This window comes from Priestia aryabhattai, from assembly GCF_023715685.1.
Lineage (GTDB): Bacteria > Bacillota > Bacilli > Bacillales > Bacillaceae_H > Priestia > Priestia aryabhattai_B.
The window spans coordinates 365,770-382,069 of the sequence record NZ_JAMBOQ010000002.1 but is presented as its reverse complement, the minus strand read 5'-3'; the positions used below and the strand labels follow the sequence as shown (position 1 = coordinate 382,069).

The 16,300-nt window shown below is 39.1% G+C and carries 20 protein-coding genes; 8 read left to right on the top strand and 12 right to left on the bottom strand.

Annotated features, from left to right (window positions below):
• Window positions 1-59 precede the first annotated feature (59 nt).
• Entirely contained in the window at window positions 60-590 is a 531-nt protein-coding gene (locus M3225_RS08760; RefSeq protein ID WP_251392650.1) for a GNAT family N-acetyltransferase, read from the top strand.
• A gap of 24 nt (window positions 591-614) precedes the next feature.
• On the opposite strand, the gene M3225_RS08755 is transcribed toward M3225_RS08760, so the two are convergent.
• Entirely contained in the window at window positions 615-1,364 is a 750-nt protein-coding gene (locus M3225_RS08755; protein ID WP_251392648.1) for an SDR family NAD(P)-dependent oxidoreductase, read from the bottom strand.
• 199 nt (window positions 1,365-1,563) lie between these two features.
• Here M3225_RS08755 and M3225_RS08750 point away from each other — a divergent pair, with 199 nt between their 5' ends.
• Window positions 1,564-1,830, top strand: a complete 267-nt coding sequence (locus tag M3225_RS08750) for a hypothetical protein (RefSeq protein WP_251392646.1) — start codon at window positions 1,564-1,566, stop codon at window positions 1,828-1,830.
• Between the two features lie 50 nt (window positions 1,831-1,880).
• Here the strand turns inward: M3225_RS08750 and cysI are convergent, their stop codons facing one another.
• Together cysI and M3225_RS08740 are read right to left on the bottom strand one after the other, a co-directional pair.
• The gene (gene cysI / locus M3225_RS08745) at window positions 1,881-3,602 is read right to left on the bottom strand and encodes an assimilatory sulfite reductase (NADPH) hemoprotein subunit (protein WP_251392644.1); all 1,722 of its coding nucleotides are present in this window, start codon (window positions 3,600-3,602) and stop codon (window positions 1,881-1,883) included.
• Between the two features lie 22 nt (window positions 3,603-3,624).
• Window positions 3,625-5,433 carry an assimilatory sulfite reductase (NADPH) flavoprotein subunit gene (locus tag M3225_RS08740; RefSeq protein ID WP_251392642.1) on the bottom strand — a complete coding sequence of 603 codons (1,809 nt, stop codon included), beginning with the start codon at window positions 5,431-5,433 and terminating at the stop codon, window positions 3,625-3,627.
• Window positions 5,434-6,052: 619 nt separating this feature from the next.
• Here M3225_RS08740 and M3225_RS08735 point away from each other — a divergent pair.
• Together M3225_RS08735 and M3225_RS08730 are read left to right on the top strand one after the other, a co-directional pair.
• The gene (locus M3225_RS08735) at window positions 6,053-6,235 is read left to right on the top strand and encodes a YolD-like family protein (RefSeq protein ID WP_013057795.1); all 183 of its coding nucleotides are present in this window, start codon (window positions 6,053-6,055) and stop codon (window positions 6,233-6,235) included.
• Window positions 6,236-6,260: 25 nt separating this feature from the next.
• Entirely contained in the window at window positions 6,261-6,413 is a 153-nt protein-coding gene (locus M3225_RS08730; RefSeq protein ID WP_013057796.1) for a hypothetical protein, read from the top strand.
• A 34-nt stretch (window positions 6,414-6,447) separates the two neighbouring features.
• On the opposite strand, the gene M3225_RS08725 is transcribed toward M3225_RS08730, so the two are convergent.
• Window positions 6,448-8,055, bottom strand: a complete 1,608-nt coding sequence (locus M3225_RS08725) for an MDR family MFS transporter (RefSeq protein ID WP_251392638.1) — start codon at window positions 8,053-8,055, stop codon at window positions 6,448-6,450.
• A gap of 22 nt (window positions 8,056-8,077) precedes the next feature.
• Window positions 8,078-8,530, bottom strand: coding sequence for a MarR family winged helix-turn-helix transcriptional regulator (locus M3225_RS08720; protein WP_251392636.1), 453 nt, complete (start codon window positions 8,528-8,530; stop codon window positions 8,078-8,080).
• Between the two features lie 158 nt (window positions 8,531-8,688).
• On the opposite strand from M3225_RS08720, the gene M3225_RS08715 reads away from it, so the two are divergent.
• On the top strand, window positions 8,689-9,438 hold the full coding sequence (locus M3225_RS08715) for a MerR family transcriptional regulator (protein WP_251392634.1): 750 nt from the start codon (window positions 8,689-8,691) through the stop codon (window positions 9,436-9,438).
• Window positions 9,439-9,472: 34 nt separating this feature from the next.
• Here M3225_RS08715 and M3225_RS08710 read toward each other — a convergent pair whose 3' ends face one another.
• From M3225_RS08710 to M3225_RS08695, 4 genes are all read right to left on the bottom strand, one after another.
• Window positions 9,473-10,006 (bottom strand): GNAT family N-acetyltransferase, encoded by a 534-nt coding sequence (locus M3225_RS08710; protein ID WP_251392632.1) that lies wholly within the window; start codon window positions 10,004-10,006, stop codon window positions 9,473-9,475.
• A gap of 44 nt (window positions 10,007-10,050) precedes the next feature.
• A complete protein-coding gene (locus M3225_RS08705; RefSeq protein WP_013057801.1) occupies window positions 10,051-10,422 on the bottom strand; it encodes a hypothetical protein in 372 nt (123 codons plus the stop codon).
• Between the two features lie 42 nt (window positions 10,423-10,464).
• On the bottom strand, window positions 10,465-10,656 hold the full coding sequence (locus tag M3225_RS08700) for a hypothetical protein (protein WP_251392628.1): 192 nt from the start codon (window positions 10,654-10,656) through the stop codon (window positions 10,465-10,467).
• Between the two features lie 84 nt (window positions 10,657-10,740).
• Window positions 10,741-11,013, bottom strand: a complete 273-nt coding sequence (locus M3225_RS08695; protein ID WP_025751130.1) for a hypothetical protein — start codon at window positions 11,011-11,013, stop codon at window positions 10,741-10,743.
• Window positions 11,014-11,232: 219 nt separating this feature from the next.
• On the opposite strand from M3225_RS08695, the gene M3225_RS08690 reads away from it, so the two are divergent.
• Together M3225_RS08690 and M3225_RS08685 are read left to right on the top strand one after the other, a co-directional pair.
• Window positions 11,233-11,466 (top strand): hypothetical protein, encoded by a 234-nt coding sequence (locus M3225_RS08690; protein WP_251392627.1) that lies wholly within the window; start codon window positions 11,233-11,235, stop codon window positions 11,464-11,466.
• A 169-nt stretch (window positions 11,467-11,635) separates the two neighbouring features.
• Window positions 11,636-12,460, top strand: a complete 825-nt coding sequence (locus M3225_RS08685) for a GerAB/ArcD/ProY family transporter (protein WP_251392626.1) — start codon at window positions 11,636-11,638, stop codon at window positions 12,458-12,460.
• Window positions 12,461-12,918: 458 nt separating this feature from the next.
• Here the strand turns inward: M3225_RS08685 and M3225_RS08680 are convergent, their stop codons facing one another.
• Window positions 12,919-13,635, bottom strand: a complete 717-nt coding sequence (locus M3225_RS08680; RefSeq protein WP_251392625.1) for a CPBP family intramembrane glutamic endopeptidase — start codon at window positions 13,633-13,635, stop codon at window positions 12,919-12,921.
• Between the two features lie 219 nt (window positions 13,636-13,854).
• Here M3225_RS08680 and M3225_RS08675 point away from each other — a divergent pair, with 219 nt between their 5' ends.
• The gene (locus M3225_RS08675; protein ID WP_251392624.1) at window positions 13,855-15,042 is read left to right on the top strand and encodes a macrolide family glycosyltransferase; all 1,188 of its coding nucleotides are present in this window, start codon (window positions 13,855-13,857) and stop codon (window positions 15,040-15,042) included.
• Between the two features lie 33 nt (window positions 15,043-15,075).
• Here M3225_RS08675 and M3225_RS08670 read toward each other — a convergent pair whose 3' ends face one another.
• Both M3225_RS08670 and M3225_RS08665 read right to left on the bottom strand, forming a co-directional pair.
• Window positions 15,076-15,573 (bottom strand): DUF6584 family protein, encoded by a 498-nt coding sequence (locus M3225_RS08670; RefSeq protein WP_251392623.1) that lies wholly within the window; start codon window positions 15,571-15,573, stop codon window positions 15,076-15,078.
• 244 nt (window positions 15,574-15,817) lie between these two features.
• Window positions 15,818-16,135 carry a hypothetical protein gene (locus tag M3225_RS08665; RefSeq protein ID WP_251392622.1) on the bottom strand — a complete coding sequence of 106 codons (318 nt, stop codon included), beginning with the start codon at window positions 16,133-16,135 and terminating at the stop codon, window positions 15,818-15,820.
• Between the last annotated feature and the right edge of the window lie 165 nt (window positions 16,136-16,300).

The following is a 16,300-nucleotide window of genomic DNA, read 5'->3' as shown; positions in this document are numbered from 1 at the left end:
GGATTTCCTCTGAGCTGCCGAAATCTTTCTATATAAAATAAAATAGAAAGGAGAAAAGTATGTTTCCTATTCTTCTTACACCTCGCACTACACTGCGTGAAATAACAGAAGCTGATACAGATCATATTTTTGACTTTTTCTCTCAAGAAGAAGTTATCAGATATTACGGACAAGAAAAATTGACAACTATCCAAGAAGATTTGCAGCTGATTGATATTTTTGCTGAGAATTACAGAAATCAAAAAGGCATACGCTGGGGAATTGAACGGCTCGATACGGGTGAATTAATAGGGACAGTCGGATTTAATCAGTGGAACCAAAAGCATAAGCGCGCCGAAATTGGTTATGAGCTACACCCTCAGCACTGGGGACACGGTTATGCTTCAGAAGCTGCTTCTGCTGTTATGGCTTATGGATTTCAGACCCTTCAGTTAATCCGAATCGGAGCTGTTGTGTTTCTTGAAAACAAAGCATCACAGCACGTGCTTGAAAAGCTTGGATTTCAAAAAGAAGGATTGTTAAAAAACTATATGTACCAAAACGGAAAAGCTCACGATACGTTTGTTTATAGCTCCCTGCCTACTACATAGCAAAAAAGAATCCTTTTTTTTGTTTTATTTAAATGCTGCATACCCATCATCAGCCATGATGACGCTACCATTTACTGCTCCTGCTTCTTCTAAGGAAAGCAAATAGACTATATCTGCAATTTGTTTTGGTGTAGTGAGCTCTCTGCTCATCGTTTTAGCTTTCATTCCTTCAATCATACCGTTGTCTTTATAGCCTTGAATAATTGGCGTATCAACAAATCCTGGCGCAACGGCGACGACGCGAATACCGTATTTAGCCAGATCTAGCGCAGCTGATTTCGTCATCATCACAACAGCTCCTTTGGTTGCGTGATAGGCGTAGGTACCGGGTGAGGCTAAGAAGCTAAAAATAGATGCCGTATTGATAATGACGCCTTTAATACCTAACTCTCTCATTTTCCTGCCTGCTGCCATAATCCCATATGTAACGCCGTGCTGATTCACATTAATAATACGGTGATATTCTTCTAAGTCTTGATCTAAAATAGATGTAGGGCGTCCAATACCTGCATTGTTAAACATAACATCAATTCGCCCGAAGCGGTTCACAGTTTCCTCAATCAGTGCTTCCACTTCTTCAAACTTTGTGACGTCCGTTTGCACAAACAAAGCGCTGCCTCCAGCTTCTTCAATCTTTTGAAGAGTCTCTTTTCCTTTCCCTTCATCATAATCAGCAATGACCACCGCGTCTCCTTTGTGCGCAAACTTTAAGGCAGTTTCTTTGCCAATTCCGCTTGCTCCCCCTGTAATAACCGCTACTCGTTTTTGCTGCATGTTTCTCCCTCCTTGGTAAAAATTAGTTCCTTTTACATTATAGCATTCTTTTATTCTAGCAGCCGTTTCTATTAAACACCTCATTTCCATGAAATTGGTCAATTTAGGCGTAGTTGAACGCCTTTTTTAATAAAAATCAGCGCGTGTACAAGCAGTCGCTGATTTTTTGCATTTACTATAGTGTAAGGAGGTGGTGACTATGCATGAACACACAGGCAATGTATCTATCCCCCGTCCTCCGGATGTGGTGACAATTCTTTGGGAGCGAAATCCTTTGGATAGACAAGCTCCTCGTACTGTCGTAGAAGCAACAGTAATTGGCAGCGCAAATCCTTGCGGACGCTTGTTAGCTCAAGGCCAGCGCTACCGAAGTGCAGCACATTGTTTACTTGATCACGGCTTTGAACAAATTACCGCTGAAAGATTAGGGGTATTTGGAGCAGCTGTATTTGTTAGAGAATATTAAAATAGAAAAAGGGACCTTTCTGTAAGTTTAGAAAGATCCCTTCGTACTTATTATGCGTGGAAATTCGTGCCATCTGTTACAGCTTCGATTACACCAGCGCGGATGACAAAGTCACCAAAGTGCTCGCCTTCTTCTCTCTCTTTTGCATAGCGAGGAAGTAAGACACGCAGTTCATTTAAAATTTCTTCTTCACTGATATTTTCACGGTACATTTTGCTTAAGCGGCTGCCATCAAATGCTGCTCCAAGATACATATTATATTTGCCCGGTGCTTTACCAATAAAAGCAATTTCACCTAAAGCAGGACGTGCACAGCCGTTAGGACAGCCCGTCATACGAATCGTGATTTCTTTATCGCGAAGGCCGTTTTCATCTACAATTGCTTCAATTTTCTCAAGAAGAACTGGGAGATAACGCTCAGCTTCTGCCATAGCAAGCCCACAAGTTGGAAGCGATACGCAAGCTAATGAGCTGCGGCGAAGAGCCGAATAATGCTTGCCGTCAGTTAATCCATATTGTTCGATCAGGTCACTGATTTTCTTTTTCTTTTCAGTTGATACGTTCGCGATAATTAAATTTTGATTGGCCGTTAAACGGAAATCACCGCTATGAACCTTTGCAATTTCACGAAGACCCGTCATAAGCTTATAGTCTTCAAAGTCAGCAATACGTCCACCTTGAACAAAAAGAGTAAAGTGCCATTTTCCTTTCACACCTTTTTCCCAGCCGTAGCGGTCTCCGTTATGATCAAAGTGATAAGATTTCGCTTCGTCTAAGCTCCAGCCCAGACGATTTTCAAGCTCTTCTTTTACTGTTTCTAATCCAAGACGATCGACAGTGTATTTAAAACGCGCGTTTTTACGCACAGAGCGGTTTCCATAATCACGTTGAATCGTAATAACTTTTTCCGCTACTTCTAGAATTTGGTCAGGTCGACAGAACCCAATCACTTTTGCAAGCTGAGGATAAGTTGCTTTATCTCCGTGCGTCATACCCATACCGCCGCCGATTGCTACGTTAAATCCAACAAGTTTCTCGTCTTCTAAAATGGCAATAAGGCCAAGGTCTTGTGAATACACGTCAATATCGTTAGACGGTGGAACAGCTACGCCAATTTTGAACTTTCTTGGCAAATATAGCGGACCATACATTGGTTCCACTTCTTCTTCCACTTCCGGTGTGCTAATAACTTTCTCTTCATCTAGCCAAAGTTCATGGTACGCTCTTGTACGAGGCAATAAGTAATCACTTAATTTTTTTGACCATTCGAATACTTCAGCATGTACTTCTGACTGATACGGATTCGGATTGCACATTACGTTACGGTTTACATCTCCGCAAGCTGCAATTGTGTCTAATAAAGAAGCATGAATTTCTTGAATCGTTTTCTTCATGTTCCACTTTAAAATTCCGTGCATTTGGAATGCCTGGCGAGTTGTCAGCTTTAACGTTCCATTTCCGTATTTTTGTGCTAAATCATCCATCACTAGCCACTGTTCTGGTGTTGAAACACCGCCTGGCGTACGGACGCGAAGCATGAATTGGTAAGCTGGCTCTAGCTTTTGTTTTTGACGTTCATTACGAAGATCTCGGTCATCTTGTAAGTAGCTTCCGTGGAACTTCATCAAACGATTATCGTCTTCAGAAATACCTGAGCTGATGCGGTCTAGCATTGTTTCTCCTAATGTACCGCGCAAATAATTACTTTCATCTTTTATGCGCTCAACGTCACTTGGAGGACCTTCGGGCGCTTTTAAAGTTTTGTTTACCATGTTGAAAATCTCCTTTCAATCCTCAGTATACATCACGCTGATAACGTTTTTGTTTCTTCATTTCAGCAAGGTATCCTTCCGCCTGTTCACGGCTCATCTTGCCTTCTGTTTCGATAATTTCAACTAGCGTGTTGTGCACGTCGCGTGCCATATTTGTTTTATCTCCGCACACATAAAAAGATGCGCCTTCTTCCAACCACTGGAATAATTCTTTACTATGTTCGAGCATACGGTTTTGTACGTATACTTTTTCTTCTGTATCGCGTGAAAACGCCACGTCCATTTTTGTCAGCACGCCATCTTTTAACCACTTTTGCCATTCTGTTTGGTAAAGGAAGTCTGTTACGAAGTGCTGATCTCCAAAGAACATCCATGACTTGCCTTTTGCCCCTGTTTCTTCACGTTCTTGCATAAATGAGCGGAACGGAGCTACACCTGTACCAGGTCCCACCATAATAATCGGCGTTTCTTGGTCTTGAGGAAGCTTAAAGTTTTTATTACTTTGAAGGTATACAGGAATCGTATCGCCTGGCTGCAAACGTTCTGAACATAAGACTGAACAAACACCTTTACGCTCGCGTCCGTGCGCTTCATAGCGTACAGCTCCAATTGTTAGATGAACTTCATCAGGGTTTGCTGATAAGCTGCTTGCAATCGAGTAAAGGCGCGCTGGCATTTTGCGTAAAATGGCTACAAACTCTTGGGCCGATACGTTCCATGGGCCGAAGTCACGAACTAAGTCAATCACATCACGGCCTTGTGTGTATGCTTTTAATTCCTCGCGATTTTCCACAAGCGCTTTTAATTTATCGTTTCCAGTAAGCTCAGCTGCTTGCTTTAAAAGCGGTTTTGTTAATACGGTAATTTCAAAATTAGAGATTAGCGCTTCTCTAAGAGGACGCGTTTCTCCTTCTTTATTAACCGTTACACTTTCACTTGCATCCCACTTGAATTCGTTAAGAAGAAGATCAACAAGCTCTGGGTCATTTTCAGGATAAATACCTAAACTGTCTCCTGGTTCATACGTCAAACCTGAACCTTCTAGAGATAGTTCTAGGTGTCGTGTTTCTTTATTTGATCCGCGACCGTTTAAGTTTAAGTTCTCAAGCACTTCTGCTTTAAAAGGATTTGTTCTTGAATATGGCGAAGTTCCTGCAGGTGCTTCCGCTGGAACAGCTGCCGAAGCGCTGTGTCCTTTTGCTTCGCTTAACCCGTCAATAACACCTTTAAGCCATTTATTTGCTGGCTCTTCAAAATCTAAATCACAGTCAACGCGCGGATACAGTCTTTCACCGCCAAGTTCTGCTAAGCGCACATCAAATTCTTTTCCCGTTTGACAGAAAAATTCGTATGAGCTGTCTCCAAGCGACAAGACAGAAAAACGGAAGTTCTCAAGTTTTTGCGCACGACGTCCGTGAAGAAATTCGTGGAAAGATAGCGCGTTATCCGGCGGCTCTCCTTCTCCATGTGTACTTACGACAATTAATAAATTTTCAAGTTTCTTTAAATTATTTGGTTTGAAATCATTCATAGAAGATACAGTTACATTAAAACCTTTTGCTTCAAGCGTTTTACCTGTATTTTCAGCAAGTCCTTGAGCATTTCCTGTTTGTGATCCGTAAAGAATCGTTACGTCTTTTGAAACCGTCTGCTCCGTTTGAGCAGGCACTGCTGTAGGAACGGCTGGCGTTCCTTCGGCAGACGTAGATTGAGATGCTGTTAAATAACCGCTCAACCACATTTTTTGTGCTTCTGTTAATGTCGGCAGAAGGCGATTAAGCAAATCTGCTTGTTCTTGATTAAAAGGGCTGTTTACTACCTTAAGTTGCAACACTGTCCACCTCACAAAAATATATAATTTAACTATGTATGCTTTTACGAATCATCTTCAACAACATTCAACACCTGTGTCTAATTAATCAATGATGTTTCCCTTCATACATTATTATTCCTATAGATTATATCAAATTTAATTATATAAATCATTAGAAAATTCTTATCAAATTCGTCTACCTGCATTTTATCGAAGAAGAATAAATTAGTAAAATACATATAATTGATAACTAGTATTAAGATGATTAATAATTGATGCTTTATTTACGTTTTTTATGAAACACGTTTCCTTTCATATTTGTTCATTCTACATCCTTCACATGAATATGAATATTTTGTAATTTTTAGAGAAGTTTTGTAGAAACGGTTTTCTTTCTCATCAGAATGTTACATAATAAATGTAACATTAATCCTTTTAAAAAACACTATAAGGAAAAGACAGTATATTCTGAAATTTAGGACAGTTTATAGGTGGGCTAGCAACCTTTTATTCGATCTATTCATAAACGTTGAAGAATATAAAGGGAAGCTTGCAGTACATACGATTCCCTTTTGCTCATCTCACATGAAAGGACTGGCTTTTAAACCAGGTAATCTTTTTTAAGGAGGCTTCTTGAATGTTTTTACGAGAATTAACGAAAAGTGGGACGATAACTGTTTCTTACTATAAAGATGGAACGTTGCAAACGTGCAAAGGCCGCGTGCACAACTTAAATCTCCATCAGCAAATTCTATCCGTAAAAGACGAAAATGAAGCCGTTGTTTCCCTTCAGCTTTCTGATATTAAATCCATTCATTAGTATGTAAAATTAAGGAGGAATTCTCATGTGGAAAGATAATAAGCAAGCGCTTACAGATTTTGTGTCGGAAGATCGGTTTGAACTGAATTTGTATTTAACCTATTTGCTTGATCAAATTTCGTATGACACGTCTAAACAATCCCCTTTTCTTCGCAAGCCTAATGAAACAACTAGTTAATATAGAAAAAAGCGCACAAATTTGTGCGCTTTTTTTAATGTGATGGCTCTACTTCAGCAATGCCTTCTTCTGATTTTTCTTCGGCTTTTTTATTTGAAAGCTTGATCTGCCTTAAGAACAAGGTGCATACCGCTCCTAAAATAATAAAAGCTAATCCCATAAAAAAGACGCTGTGCAATGCGCTCATTAGCGAGGTCTTCAAAATTGGCACAATGCTGTCTGAAAGCGCAGTTGGAATACTCTTTAGCGCTTCAGGGCTAAAGAGCATCTGCAGCACACTTTCAGGATTCGTATCAATGGCTTTTTTGAACCCGTCCGCAAAAGCGCTTGCTTGAGCAGGCAATGTGTTTAAATATGGAACGAGTTTGTCAGTAAGAAGCGTACCTGATTTTGCATTCATTACCGCTCCTAAAATAGTAATACCGAACGTTCCTCCAATTGAACGGAAAAATTGACTTGATGATGTAACCACACCGAGCTCTTCTTTTGAAAAGCTTTCTTGAAGAGCGAGTGTTAAAATCGGCATCACAAGACCCATTCCTAAACCGATTATGGCCATATAAGAAGTAGCAACCAGCTTGCTAGTATGAAGGTCTAATGTCGTTAACATGAAGAACCCTCCTGCCATAATGAGCATACCCGCTACGATTTGAGGCTTGATTCCGACTTTATAGACAAGCTGTCCTCCAATAATACTTGTTACAATCATTGAAATCATCATCGGTGTCATAATGGTACCTGATGCTGAGGCGCTTACTCCTACGATTCCTTGCATAAAGAACGGAACAAATGTAATAGCTCCGAACATGCCAATGCTCATAAAAAAGCCAATTATATTTAAGAGCGTAAACGTTCGGTTCTTAAATAAATACATCGGAAGAATCGGCTCTTTAGCTTTCGTTTCCACAATAATAAAGCTTATGATCCCAACTGCAGCAAGTGTAAATAGACTAATAATTTGCCAAGAGTTCCAGTCGTAGTCTTTTCCTCCAAAGCTCAGGGCAAGAAGCAAACTTACTACTCCGATAACCATTGTGAACATACCGGCTACATCGAATTTCACAGGTCCCGTGTGTTTCTTTCCTTGAAGTCCCAGTGCAATAAAAACGGTAGCGAGTATCCCTACCGGCAAGTTGATGTAAAACACCCATTTCCAGTTCAGTGAATCAACAATCCATCCGCCAATTTGTGGACCAATGACAGAAGCAAGACCGTAAATTCCTCCGAATACTCCTTGAAACTTAGCTCGTGCTTTTCCCGTAAATAAATCACCGATTACAATCATTGCCATCGGCATCATAACGCCGCCGCCAATTCCTTGTAATGCACGGAATAAAATAAGCTCTGTCATGTTATTTGCCATTCCACATAGAGCAGAAGCGACCATAAAAATAATAAGTCCTGTAACATAAATCACTCTGCGTCCTACTAAATCAGCGAGCTTCCCTGCAATCGGAACAACCGTTGTCGACGTTAACAAATAGGCTGTTGTCAGCCATGTCATCATGCTTAGCCCACCAAGGTCTCCTACGATTCTTGGCATAGCTGTTCCGACAATGGTTCCATCAAGTGCAGAAAAGAACATCGCAATAATTAACCCAATTAATAAGAGCGTGCGCTTTGAATTTTTTTGATTTTCCATCGTGTGTCTCTCCTCTTTTTTGTTACTGCTGCTTATCTGTATAAGAAGCAGCTAACGTTGCAAGCTTTTTCGTAATAGAAGCCATCATGGAAAGCTCTTCTTCTGTTAGATGCAAAAGATAGCGGTCCATAATGGCTTTTCGACCATTCAGCACATCTTCAAGCTTGCGATGCCCAAACTCCGTTAATGTAATATCAACGACTCGTCTGTCCTCTTTGTTGTGTTCTCTTACGACAAAATTGTGTTGTTCAAGACGATCTACTAAAAGAGTCACGGCGCTCGGTTTGACATCCATCAGTTCTGCAATTTGAGAAACCTTGCTCCTCCCTACTTTTTTTAAATAAGAAAGAACAAATAATTGCGTAGGAGTCATCTCATGCTCATTTAGGTTCTCCATCATTTTGGGCTGCATTTTTTCAAATAGCACTTGAAGCGATGAACGAATATCTCCAAGATACTGCTTGCTTTTTGTCACATCTATTCCTCCAGGCTTGCTTATTTATTTCATCTCCTAAATAGTTAATGCTAATTAAATATAAATGCGTATAAACTAAAAGTCAATTATTTTTTTTTTAGTATTGACCCTTACGCTGCGTTATATTTTATAGTAGATTTCAGAAGGGAGATGAAAGAATGAACAGAAAAGTAAAAGAAGTTGCTGACTTAGTAGGAATCAGCGTCCGCACGCTGCACCACTATGATGAAATCGGGCTATTAAAACCTGATGCTGTTAGTGAATCTGGCTACCGGCTTTATTCACCGGCTAATCTCGATATGCTTCAGCAAATATTATTTTTTAAAGAACTCGGCTTCCCTTTAAAACAAATTCAAGAGATTATAACAGACCCAACATTTAATCGCACAGAAGCATTGATTTTGCAAAAAAACATGCTGATTGAAAAGCGCAGTCGGCTTGATCAAATGATTTTAACGATTAATAAAACAATTCAATATGAAAAAGGGGCGATTGAAATGAACGAAAAAGAGCGGTTTAACGGACTGGATTTTTCTCATAACCCATACGAAGAAGAAGCACGGAAGCGCTGGGGAAACCAGCGAGTAGATGAAGCGAATGAAAAAGTACAAAGCTTCTTACAAGAAGAACAGCAGCACATGTCAAACGAATGGGAAAATATCTATACTCACTTAGCTTCTCTTCGTCATCTGTCACCGTCATCTACAGAAGCTCAAAAAGCAATTGGGCAATGGTATCAATTTTTAAATGAGAACTTTGGAGCGTATTCGTTAGAAGCCTTTAAAGGTCTTGGAGAAATGTATGTGCAAGATGAGCGGTTTACAAACAACATTGATCGCTATGGAAAGGGATTAGCGAAATTTATGAGCGATACGATGAGTGCATTTGCTGACGCTAAAAAACAATAAACAAAAACAAAAAGACATGGTATCCATGTCTTTTTTATAAGTGAAGTCCCATAAGCATTGTATTATAGTACACGCCATTTATATAGGTGTCTTTTTCTTTCAGCCCTTCTATTTGAAAACCTAGCTGCTTATATAAAGAAATAGCTCTTTGATTATCTTCTCGCGTCACAAGTTTAATTTTTTTTGTTTGTTTATTCGTACGTGCCCATTCAATCAGCTCTATCATTAGCTGCTTTCCTAACCCCACCCCGCTATAGGCGTTCTCTACCACGATACCAAGGGTACCCACATGTTTATTACGCGGGTTTTGGGAGGAGGTGATGGATGCGATACTAATGATTTCTTCTTCTTTTTCAGTCACGACTATAAGAGAATTTTGCTCTTGTTTTACAGAAGCCAAAAACAGTTCATACTCTGAAAGAGGTCTAAGAAACTCACCTTCTCCAAATGAAAGAAAATCGCTTTCTCCTCCTACCCGGTTGTAAAAAGCAATCATTTGCTCTGCGTCTTTTGGTGCTGCTTCTCGAATGCTGACGCCTATACCGTTCTTTAATGTACGTAAACTCATATACCTATCTTCCTTTTGGTTATTCTTGTTCGCCTAGTCCAATTTTAGCGCTGTTTTTCTCTCCACTGATCTAACCACATGCGATTTCCTAAAGCCGTAAAATCATTTTCGTCGGCGTAGCGTTCAATAACGGAAAGCGCGTTGTCCTCAAGCATTGGTGAATAGCTCATAATTTCTAAAATATGATGTGCAGCCCATAGGTCAATTCGATAAGTAGGGTTCGTCAGCAGTGTTGCAAATTCAAACAGCATGCCTGGATAATATAAATGAATGAGCTGCGCAATTTTTTTCATATCTTCTGCAGCCCGGTTACCTTTTTTTACAGACTTTTTGTCTCGATAGTCGATTTCATAATGAATTTTGGCGCTTTTTTGATAAAGATCAACTAGCGTTTCATACGTACGATGTTTCCGCATTTCTCATCTTCCTTTGCTTCTAGATTTCATCGTTTGAAGATGCTATAGTTCATTTTTAGGTTTCATATATTCAAATAAATGCAGCAAAAATATGATACTTCCGCCCATACACATCACGAAACTTAACGTAGTAGGATACTGAATAAAGAAACCGACAACACCAAAAATCAGCATAGCAAGCGCTCCTATCATCATAAACAGATGATAAGCCGGTGTATTTTCTTCATTATTCATACATAACTCCTTTTCACTATTTTTTAAGTTATTAAAAAGATATGACACTTCTTTTGGACTATGATCTTTTATTTTGCTGCCGCTTTATTTCTTTAGCTTAGCACGAAGTAATGTGAGAAGGCCTCCTCCAAACATGACGCCCCCCACAATTTGATACAGATGTATGTAACTTTTTATCGTTTCAAGATACAGATCCGTGTCTGCATTCCCTTGACTTTCTAGCCATTTTTGACCCATGGCCTGCCCTGTTGCAACGCTTTTTAACAAAACGACCAGGCCTCCAAGCATGACAACGGCGGCGATAATAAGCTGCACCTTTTCTTTGTCATCTAGCATTTTTTTGAGCTCGTCTGCCATCTCTCTCTCCCACCCTTACCTTGTTATGTATCTACTTGTTTGTAATCATGCTGTTTTTTCTCTATTATAACTCTCAACTTGGTCATTATAACACGGTTTTGCACTGCCTTTGGTCTTACTTTTCATAAATTAAGCCTTTTTGGTTGATACTATCTTTGAAACACAGGCATCTTTAACATCCCTTCATCTTTTTGAAGGATTACTAATTGAGGTTGATACATGCTTATATTTTTAGTGATTTTTTTACTTTGTGTAGCTGTTTGTTTAGTAGAAATACCTTATTTGAAAAAAATGAACAGTAAAAAAGAAAAGCAAATTTTTTGGAGTTTGTTCATAGTAAGTATTTTGATTGTTAGTTTAAAATACAGTGGTGTGAGGATCCCTAACCCTGGAGACGGCATTGCTTTTTTATTAAAACCTTTTAGTGATTTTTTGTTCAGTCTGTTGAAATAAAAGGAAGTGAATAACGTGCATAGTCAGATGAATTTATCCGCAGCACAGTTTCGAATACTCGTCATTTTTTATAGTTTAGGCGACACTATTTTAGTCGTGCCTGGAAGCTTAACAAGAGGCATGGATTCCAGCTATTTTAGGCGTAGGTGTAGGCGTTTTACTTGTATGGATGTATATCAAACTTTCTAGCCTTTATCCTAATAAAACGTTCATAGAACTAAACGAAGCCATTTTAGGCAAGTGGCTAGGAAAGTTTGTCTCTCTTTTATTTGTCGCTTCTACGCTTCTTTTTTGCAGTCAAGTTTTGTTTTACGTGGGCTCGTTTCTAACAACGCGCATTATTATTCAAACGCCTATGCTTGCTGTTCATATTTTGTTTATGGGAATTGTGATTGTCGGCGTTCGGCTTGGCATTGAAACGATTGCCCGCTGTGCTGAAATTCTCTTTCCTTGGTTTGTTATTCCGTTCTTAATCTTAGTTTTTTCGATCTTCCCTCAAATTCATTATGAGAATTTACAGCCTTTGTTAGAGGTAGGCGTTAAGCCTATTATCAGATCTATTCTGGTATTTACGAGTATTACTTCTCTCACTTTTATTGTATTGCTAACCGTTTTCCCTGCTCACGTAGCGGAACCGGAACAGCGAAACCGCGCTTTTTTTACAGGAAGCTTAATCGGCGGAGGCATTATGATTATTATCTTATTGCTTGGCATTCTTATACTTGGAAATACGTATACACGTATTGCTTTATATCCAAGCTATGAGCTTGCAAGGCGTATCGAAGCTGCGGATTTCTTGAAAAACATTGAAGTGATCATGGCTATTATGTGGTTTTTATCTCTTTATTTCAAAACGTCTCTTTACTATTATGCGACCGTTTCTGGACTCGCTCAAATTCTTGAATTAAAAAACTACCGGATTTTAACTCTTCCGCTAGGCATTATTGCCGTTACATTTTCACTTATCGTGTATCCAAGCATTCCATATGAATAAACGTGGGACAGAAATACTTGGATTCCGTACAGCCTGTTATTTGGACTATTTTACCCTCTTGGATTATTAATTGTTGGTAAAATTCGCGTAAAGCATTCGGCGTCTTTATCGAAATAAAAAAGAGATTGAGACATAATTAAATCAATCTAATCTAAAGACGAGCAAATTGGATAAATGAGCTAGTATGGATCACTTATTACAACGCTGTTGATTTCCGTGCAAGACTTCGCTTTCCGCGGGCGGTCGATGAGCCTCCTCGTCGATTACGCTCCTGCGGGGTCTATTCCGCTTTTCCGTCTTCGCCTTGTCCTCCAATCAACAGCTAGAAGCAACTACATACATGAAACCTACGTTCACCATAACAATGAAAAAATCCGAACGAGTTTGATTCTCCATCAAGAATCTCGATTCATCGTTCGGATCTTCCTTCAACTAAAATACTTTTGTCCCAGCCTCTTTTAAAAGAACACAGTTATACTCACTAATCCATTCCACAGCATATGCAGAATAATAGATGGAAAAATAGATTTTGTTCGATAATAAATAATGGCAAAAACAAGTCCCATTACAGTAGCTGTAATGGGAAAACCAATATGTAAAAGACCGAATACAATAGCGGAAACGAAAATGCCTACAAGCACGTGATGACGTTTAGTTAAAAAACCACATAAAACACCCCGGTAAAGCAGTTCTTCTTTAATAGGCGTGATGACTGCTACACTTAAAAAAAATATCCAGCTTGAAAGCAGCGTTTGATTAAAACTGCCTTGGTTTAAATCTTTTTGCTGCTGATCTGCGCTTTCTACGTTTAAAAATGAGAGCATCACGTACTGCACCGCAGCTACAATTAAAAAGCCTACCAAAATATATACATACGTTTTTCCTTCTTTTAATACCGAGACGTTCCACATAGGCTTTAAAAATCTGCGCACCGGCCTGTACAGCCCCGCAACCCCTAGAAAAAACGCCGCGTCTACCAGCAGAGCGTATGGTCCTTCTAATAAAATTCCTGTCATATTTGAACCCGTAACTTCATCGTAAATAGCTACTCCAATTCCGGCTATGATCTGGAGACCAAAGCCCAATACGATAAATAGAAGCAACGTGAAGTAAGTAAACTCTTTTTTCTTTTTAGGCTTTAAAACCGGTTCTGAATTTGTTGATAACGTACTCAAAATAGCAACCTCCAAAAATGATTCTTTCTCTCTAGTGCTCTCAAAATTCTACCATAAACTCTGCTTAATGATGTTATTTTTTAGGAAAAAAGTTATATTTTTTCACATTTTATACACAAAGTTAAGGTTTTAAAAGATAAATGCGCTAACCAAATTAGTTGTCAACTTCTTTATATTTGATTACGCTTGAAGAAATCTTACCGAAAGTGAAGTGAAAAAATGGCAAACATTTTAATGATCAACTTTCCCGCTGAAGGTCACGTAAACCCAACGCTTGGAATGGTAAAAGCTTTTTCAGACCAAGGTGATACCGTTCATTACATTACTGCGGAGCGTTTTAAAGAGCGTCTTGAAAACGCCGGGGCTATCGTACACACTCACCCAGACTTATTAAGCGGTGTATCCATCAAGCCTGAAACCCCTCAAGGAATCAACGCTTTTTTAAATATCCACATCCAAACGTCTTTAGATACGCTGAAGCTTGTTCATACATTATCAAAAAAAATTGACTTTGACTTTGTATTTTACGACAAGTTTGGAGCAGGCGAATTAGCGCGTGATTATTTGCGGATTCCCGGCATTGTATCATCTGCTTCTTTTTTAATGCCAAAAGAACGCCTAGAAATGATGCCTCTGCATCCCGATTCAGACGTGCCATTTAAGCCGGATGAACAAGCTCAGTACGGGCTCAGCTTGCTAAAAAATCAGTTTGGAGTAGAACCTAAAAATCTGCTTCAATTTATGAACAATCAAGGCGAATTAACGGTCGTATACACAAGCCGCTTTTTTCAGCCGCTTCATGAACATTTTGATGAATCATGTTTATTTATTGGTCCAAGCTTTCCGCAACGTCACATCTCTCATGATTTTCCGTTAGAAAAGCTAAAAGACGAAAAAGTTCTTTATATTTCAATGGGAACAGTACTCCATGATGTAGAAGACTTTTTCAACCTTTGCATCGACGCATTTAGCGACTTTGATGGAAAAGTTGTAATTGCAGCAGGCGATCGAGCTGATTTTAAAAAGATCAAAAAAGCACCAGAGCATTTTATTATTTCGCCCTATGTTCCCCAGCTTGACGTGTTAAAAGAAGCTGACGTTTTTATCACGCACGGAGGCATGAACAGTGTAAATGAAGGCATTCATTTTAACGTACCATTAGTCGTTTTACCTCATGGCAAAGATCAACCGCTCGTTGCTCAAAGGCTCGTGGAACTAAACGCTGGTTATCGCTTAGCAAAAGAAACGGTAAATGCCTCTCTTTTAAGGAGTGCTGTTGACGAAGTCGTCCGCGACGATCGCTACAAAAAAGGAATTAAAGAAATTAACGTAAGTTTCCAACAGGCATCCGGCCCGGCTGCAGCAGCCGAAAAAATTGTAAATCACGTAGTGAAGCAACATTCATAAAGAAAAGGTGCACATCGGTGCACCTTTTTCTCATTAAAATAGCCATGTACAAACTGTATATATGCCAATGATAAGAAAACTGACGACTGTAAGAAAAATCAACGCACACCCAGCTCCAATAAGCTTATCCCCTATCGTTTCTTTCTCAGGCGGTTCAACCAATTTTTCTATTACTGTGCGCTGAGTTTGTGAGAGCATTTCCTGTATGTGTAAATCGTGAATTCGCTCTTTGTCTCCTTTGAATTTTAATGCTCTTGCAATTATAGCTGGATTATCGCCACACTCCTTTTCAAAGAGCTGACAAGCGCGAGTCATTTCCACTGTTTTTTCTTTTTCTAAATACCAGTAGCGTCCTGCCATTTGAAGATCTTGAAGGCGAAAATAAATATCTCCGAGCTCTTTTCGCAAAGACAGCTCATTGGGATACGTAACGAGCAAACCGTGCAGGCGGTCTCTCACTTTTCCTAAGTTCCCTTGTTCAATATCTCGCTGAATATTTTGCCTTGTTTTTTTTGATACTACATCCCTCATGCGCCTCTCCTTTTTTATCTTTTATACTCATCTTAACAAGCGTACAATGAACGATAATTGATTTTCGAAGGGGCTCGGTCATGAACAAAGACCTTTTACACATTTAAGAGATAAAAAGCTGAAAAATAGAAGCGTTTCTTAAGCTTTACATACGATATGCACTGCTTTTGTATCGTCTTGTATGTTCAAAGGTAAGAGATTTATATGTTTGCGAAAGCATGTTAACAAAGCTATTCAAAAAAACTTATGAATACAAATCCATATGACTAAAATAATCAAAAATATGATTTAAATCTGTAATCTTTATGCTATGAGTGCTGTAAGCAACAGTTATTTCAGCCAGCATGAGAACGAATAAAATGGCCAGTAGCACCTTAACAAGCGGAAATTGTCTGAACTGAGGAGAAAAAAGCAGCTTACTAACTGTATACAAAAACAGCAGGATAAAGTAAATCATCATGGCATTTGTCGCCTGGAGGGGCACATTCCAGACAAATATGTACACGCTGAATGTCAAAATTAAAATAAACGACATTTCTTTCCCGCTAAAAAAATCACTCATTGCGTAACACCTTTTCTTGTTCATGAAGGAATAAGAAATTATAAACTCACGAAACATTAACATTATTTTTACAACAGTATACACGATTTTCCTGTTGATTTCTATATACCAATGTATATATGGAGTTGCTTTTAGCGGATTGGCGTCATGTTTTTAAGTGTAATG

Coding starts and splice junctions, on each gene's coding strand:
- M3225_RS08760 (WP_251392650.1), top strand. CDS start 60: ATGTTTCCTATTCTTCTTACACCTCGCACTACACTGCGTGAAATAACA.
- M3225_RS08755 (WP_251392648.1), bottom strand. CDS start 1,364: ATGCAGCAAAAACGAGTAGCGGTTATTACAGGGGGAGCAAGCGGAATT.
- M3225_RS08750 (WP_251392646.1), top strand. CDS start 1,564: ATGCATGAACACACAGGCAATGTATCTATCCCCCGTCCTCCGGATGTG.
- cysI (WP_251392644.1), bottom strand. CDS start 3,602: ATGGTAAACAAAACTTTAAAAGCGCCCGAAGGTCCTCCAAGTGACGTT.
- M3225_RS08735 (WP_013057795.1), top strand. CDS start 6,053: ATGTTTTTACGAGAATTAACGAAAAGTGGGACGATAACTGTTTCTTAC.
- M3225_RS08730 (WP_013057796.1), top strand. CDS start 6,261: ATGTGGAAAGATAATAAGCAAGCGCTTACAGATTTTGTGTCGGAAGAT.
- M3225_RS08725 (WP_251392638.1), bottom strand. CDS start 8,055: ATGGAAAATCAAAAAAATTCAAAGCGCACGCTCTTATTAATTGGGTTA.
- M3225_RS08715 (WP_251392634.1), top strand. CDS start 8,689: ATGAACAGAAAAGTAAAAGAAGTTGCTGACTTAGTAGGAATCAGCGTC.
- M3225_RS08710 (WP_251392632.1), bottom strand. CDS start 10,006: ATGAGTTTACGTACATTAAAGAACGGTATAGGCGTCAGCATTCGAGAA.
- M3225_RS08705 (WP_013057801.1), bottom strand. CDS start 10,422: ATGCGGAAACATCGTACGTATGAAACGCTAGTTGATCTTTATCAAAAA.
- M3225_RS08700 (WP_251392628.1), bottom strand. CDS start 10,656: ATGAATAATGAAGAAAATACACCGGCTTATCATCTGTTTATGATGATA.
- M3225_RS08695 (WP_025751130.1), bottom strand. CDS start 11,013: ATGGCAGACGAGCTCAAAAAAATGCTAGATGACAAAGAAAAGGTGCAG.
- M3225_RS08690 (WP_251392627.1), top strand. CDS start 11,233: ATGCTTATATTTTTAGTGATTTTTTTACTTTGTGTAGCTGTTTGTTTA.
- M3225_RS08685 (WP_251392626.1), top strand. CDS start 11,636: ATGTATATCAAACTTTCTAGCCTTTATCCTAATAAAACGTTCATAGAA.
- M3225_RS08675 (WP_251392624.1), top strand. CDS start 13,855: ATGGCAAACATTTTAATGATCAACTTTCCCGCTGAAGGTCACGTAAAC.
- M3225_RS08670 (WP_251392623.1), bottom strand. CDS start 15,573: ATGAGGGATGTAGTATCAAAAAAAACAAGGCAAAATATTCAGCGAGAT.
- M3225_RS08665 (WP_251392622.1), bottom strand. CDS start 16,135: ATGAGTGATTTTTTTAGCGGGAAAGAAATGTCGTTTATTTTAATTTTG.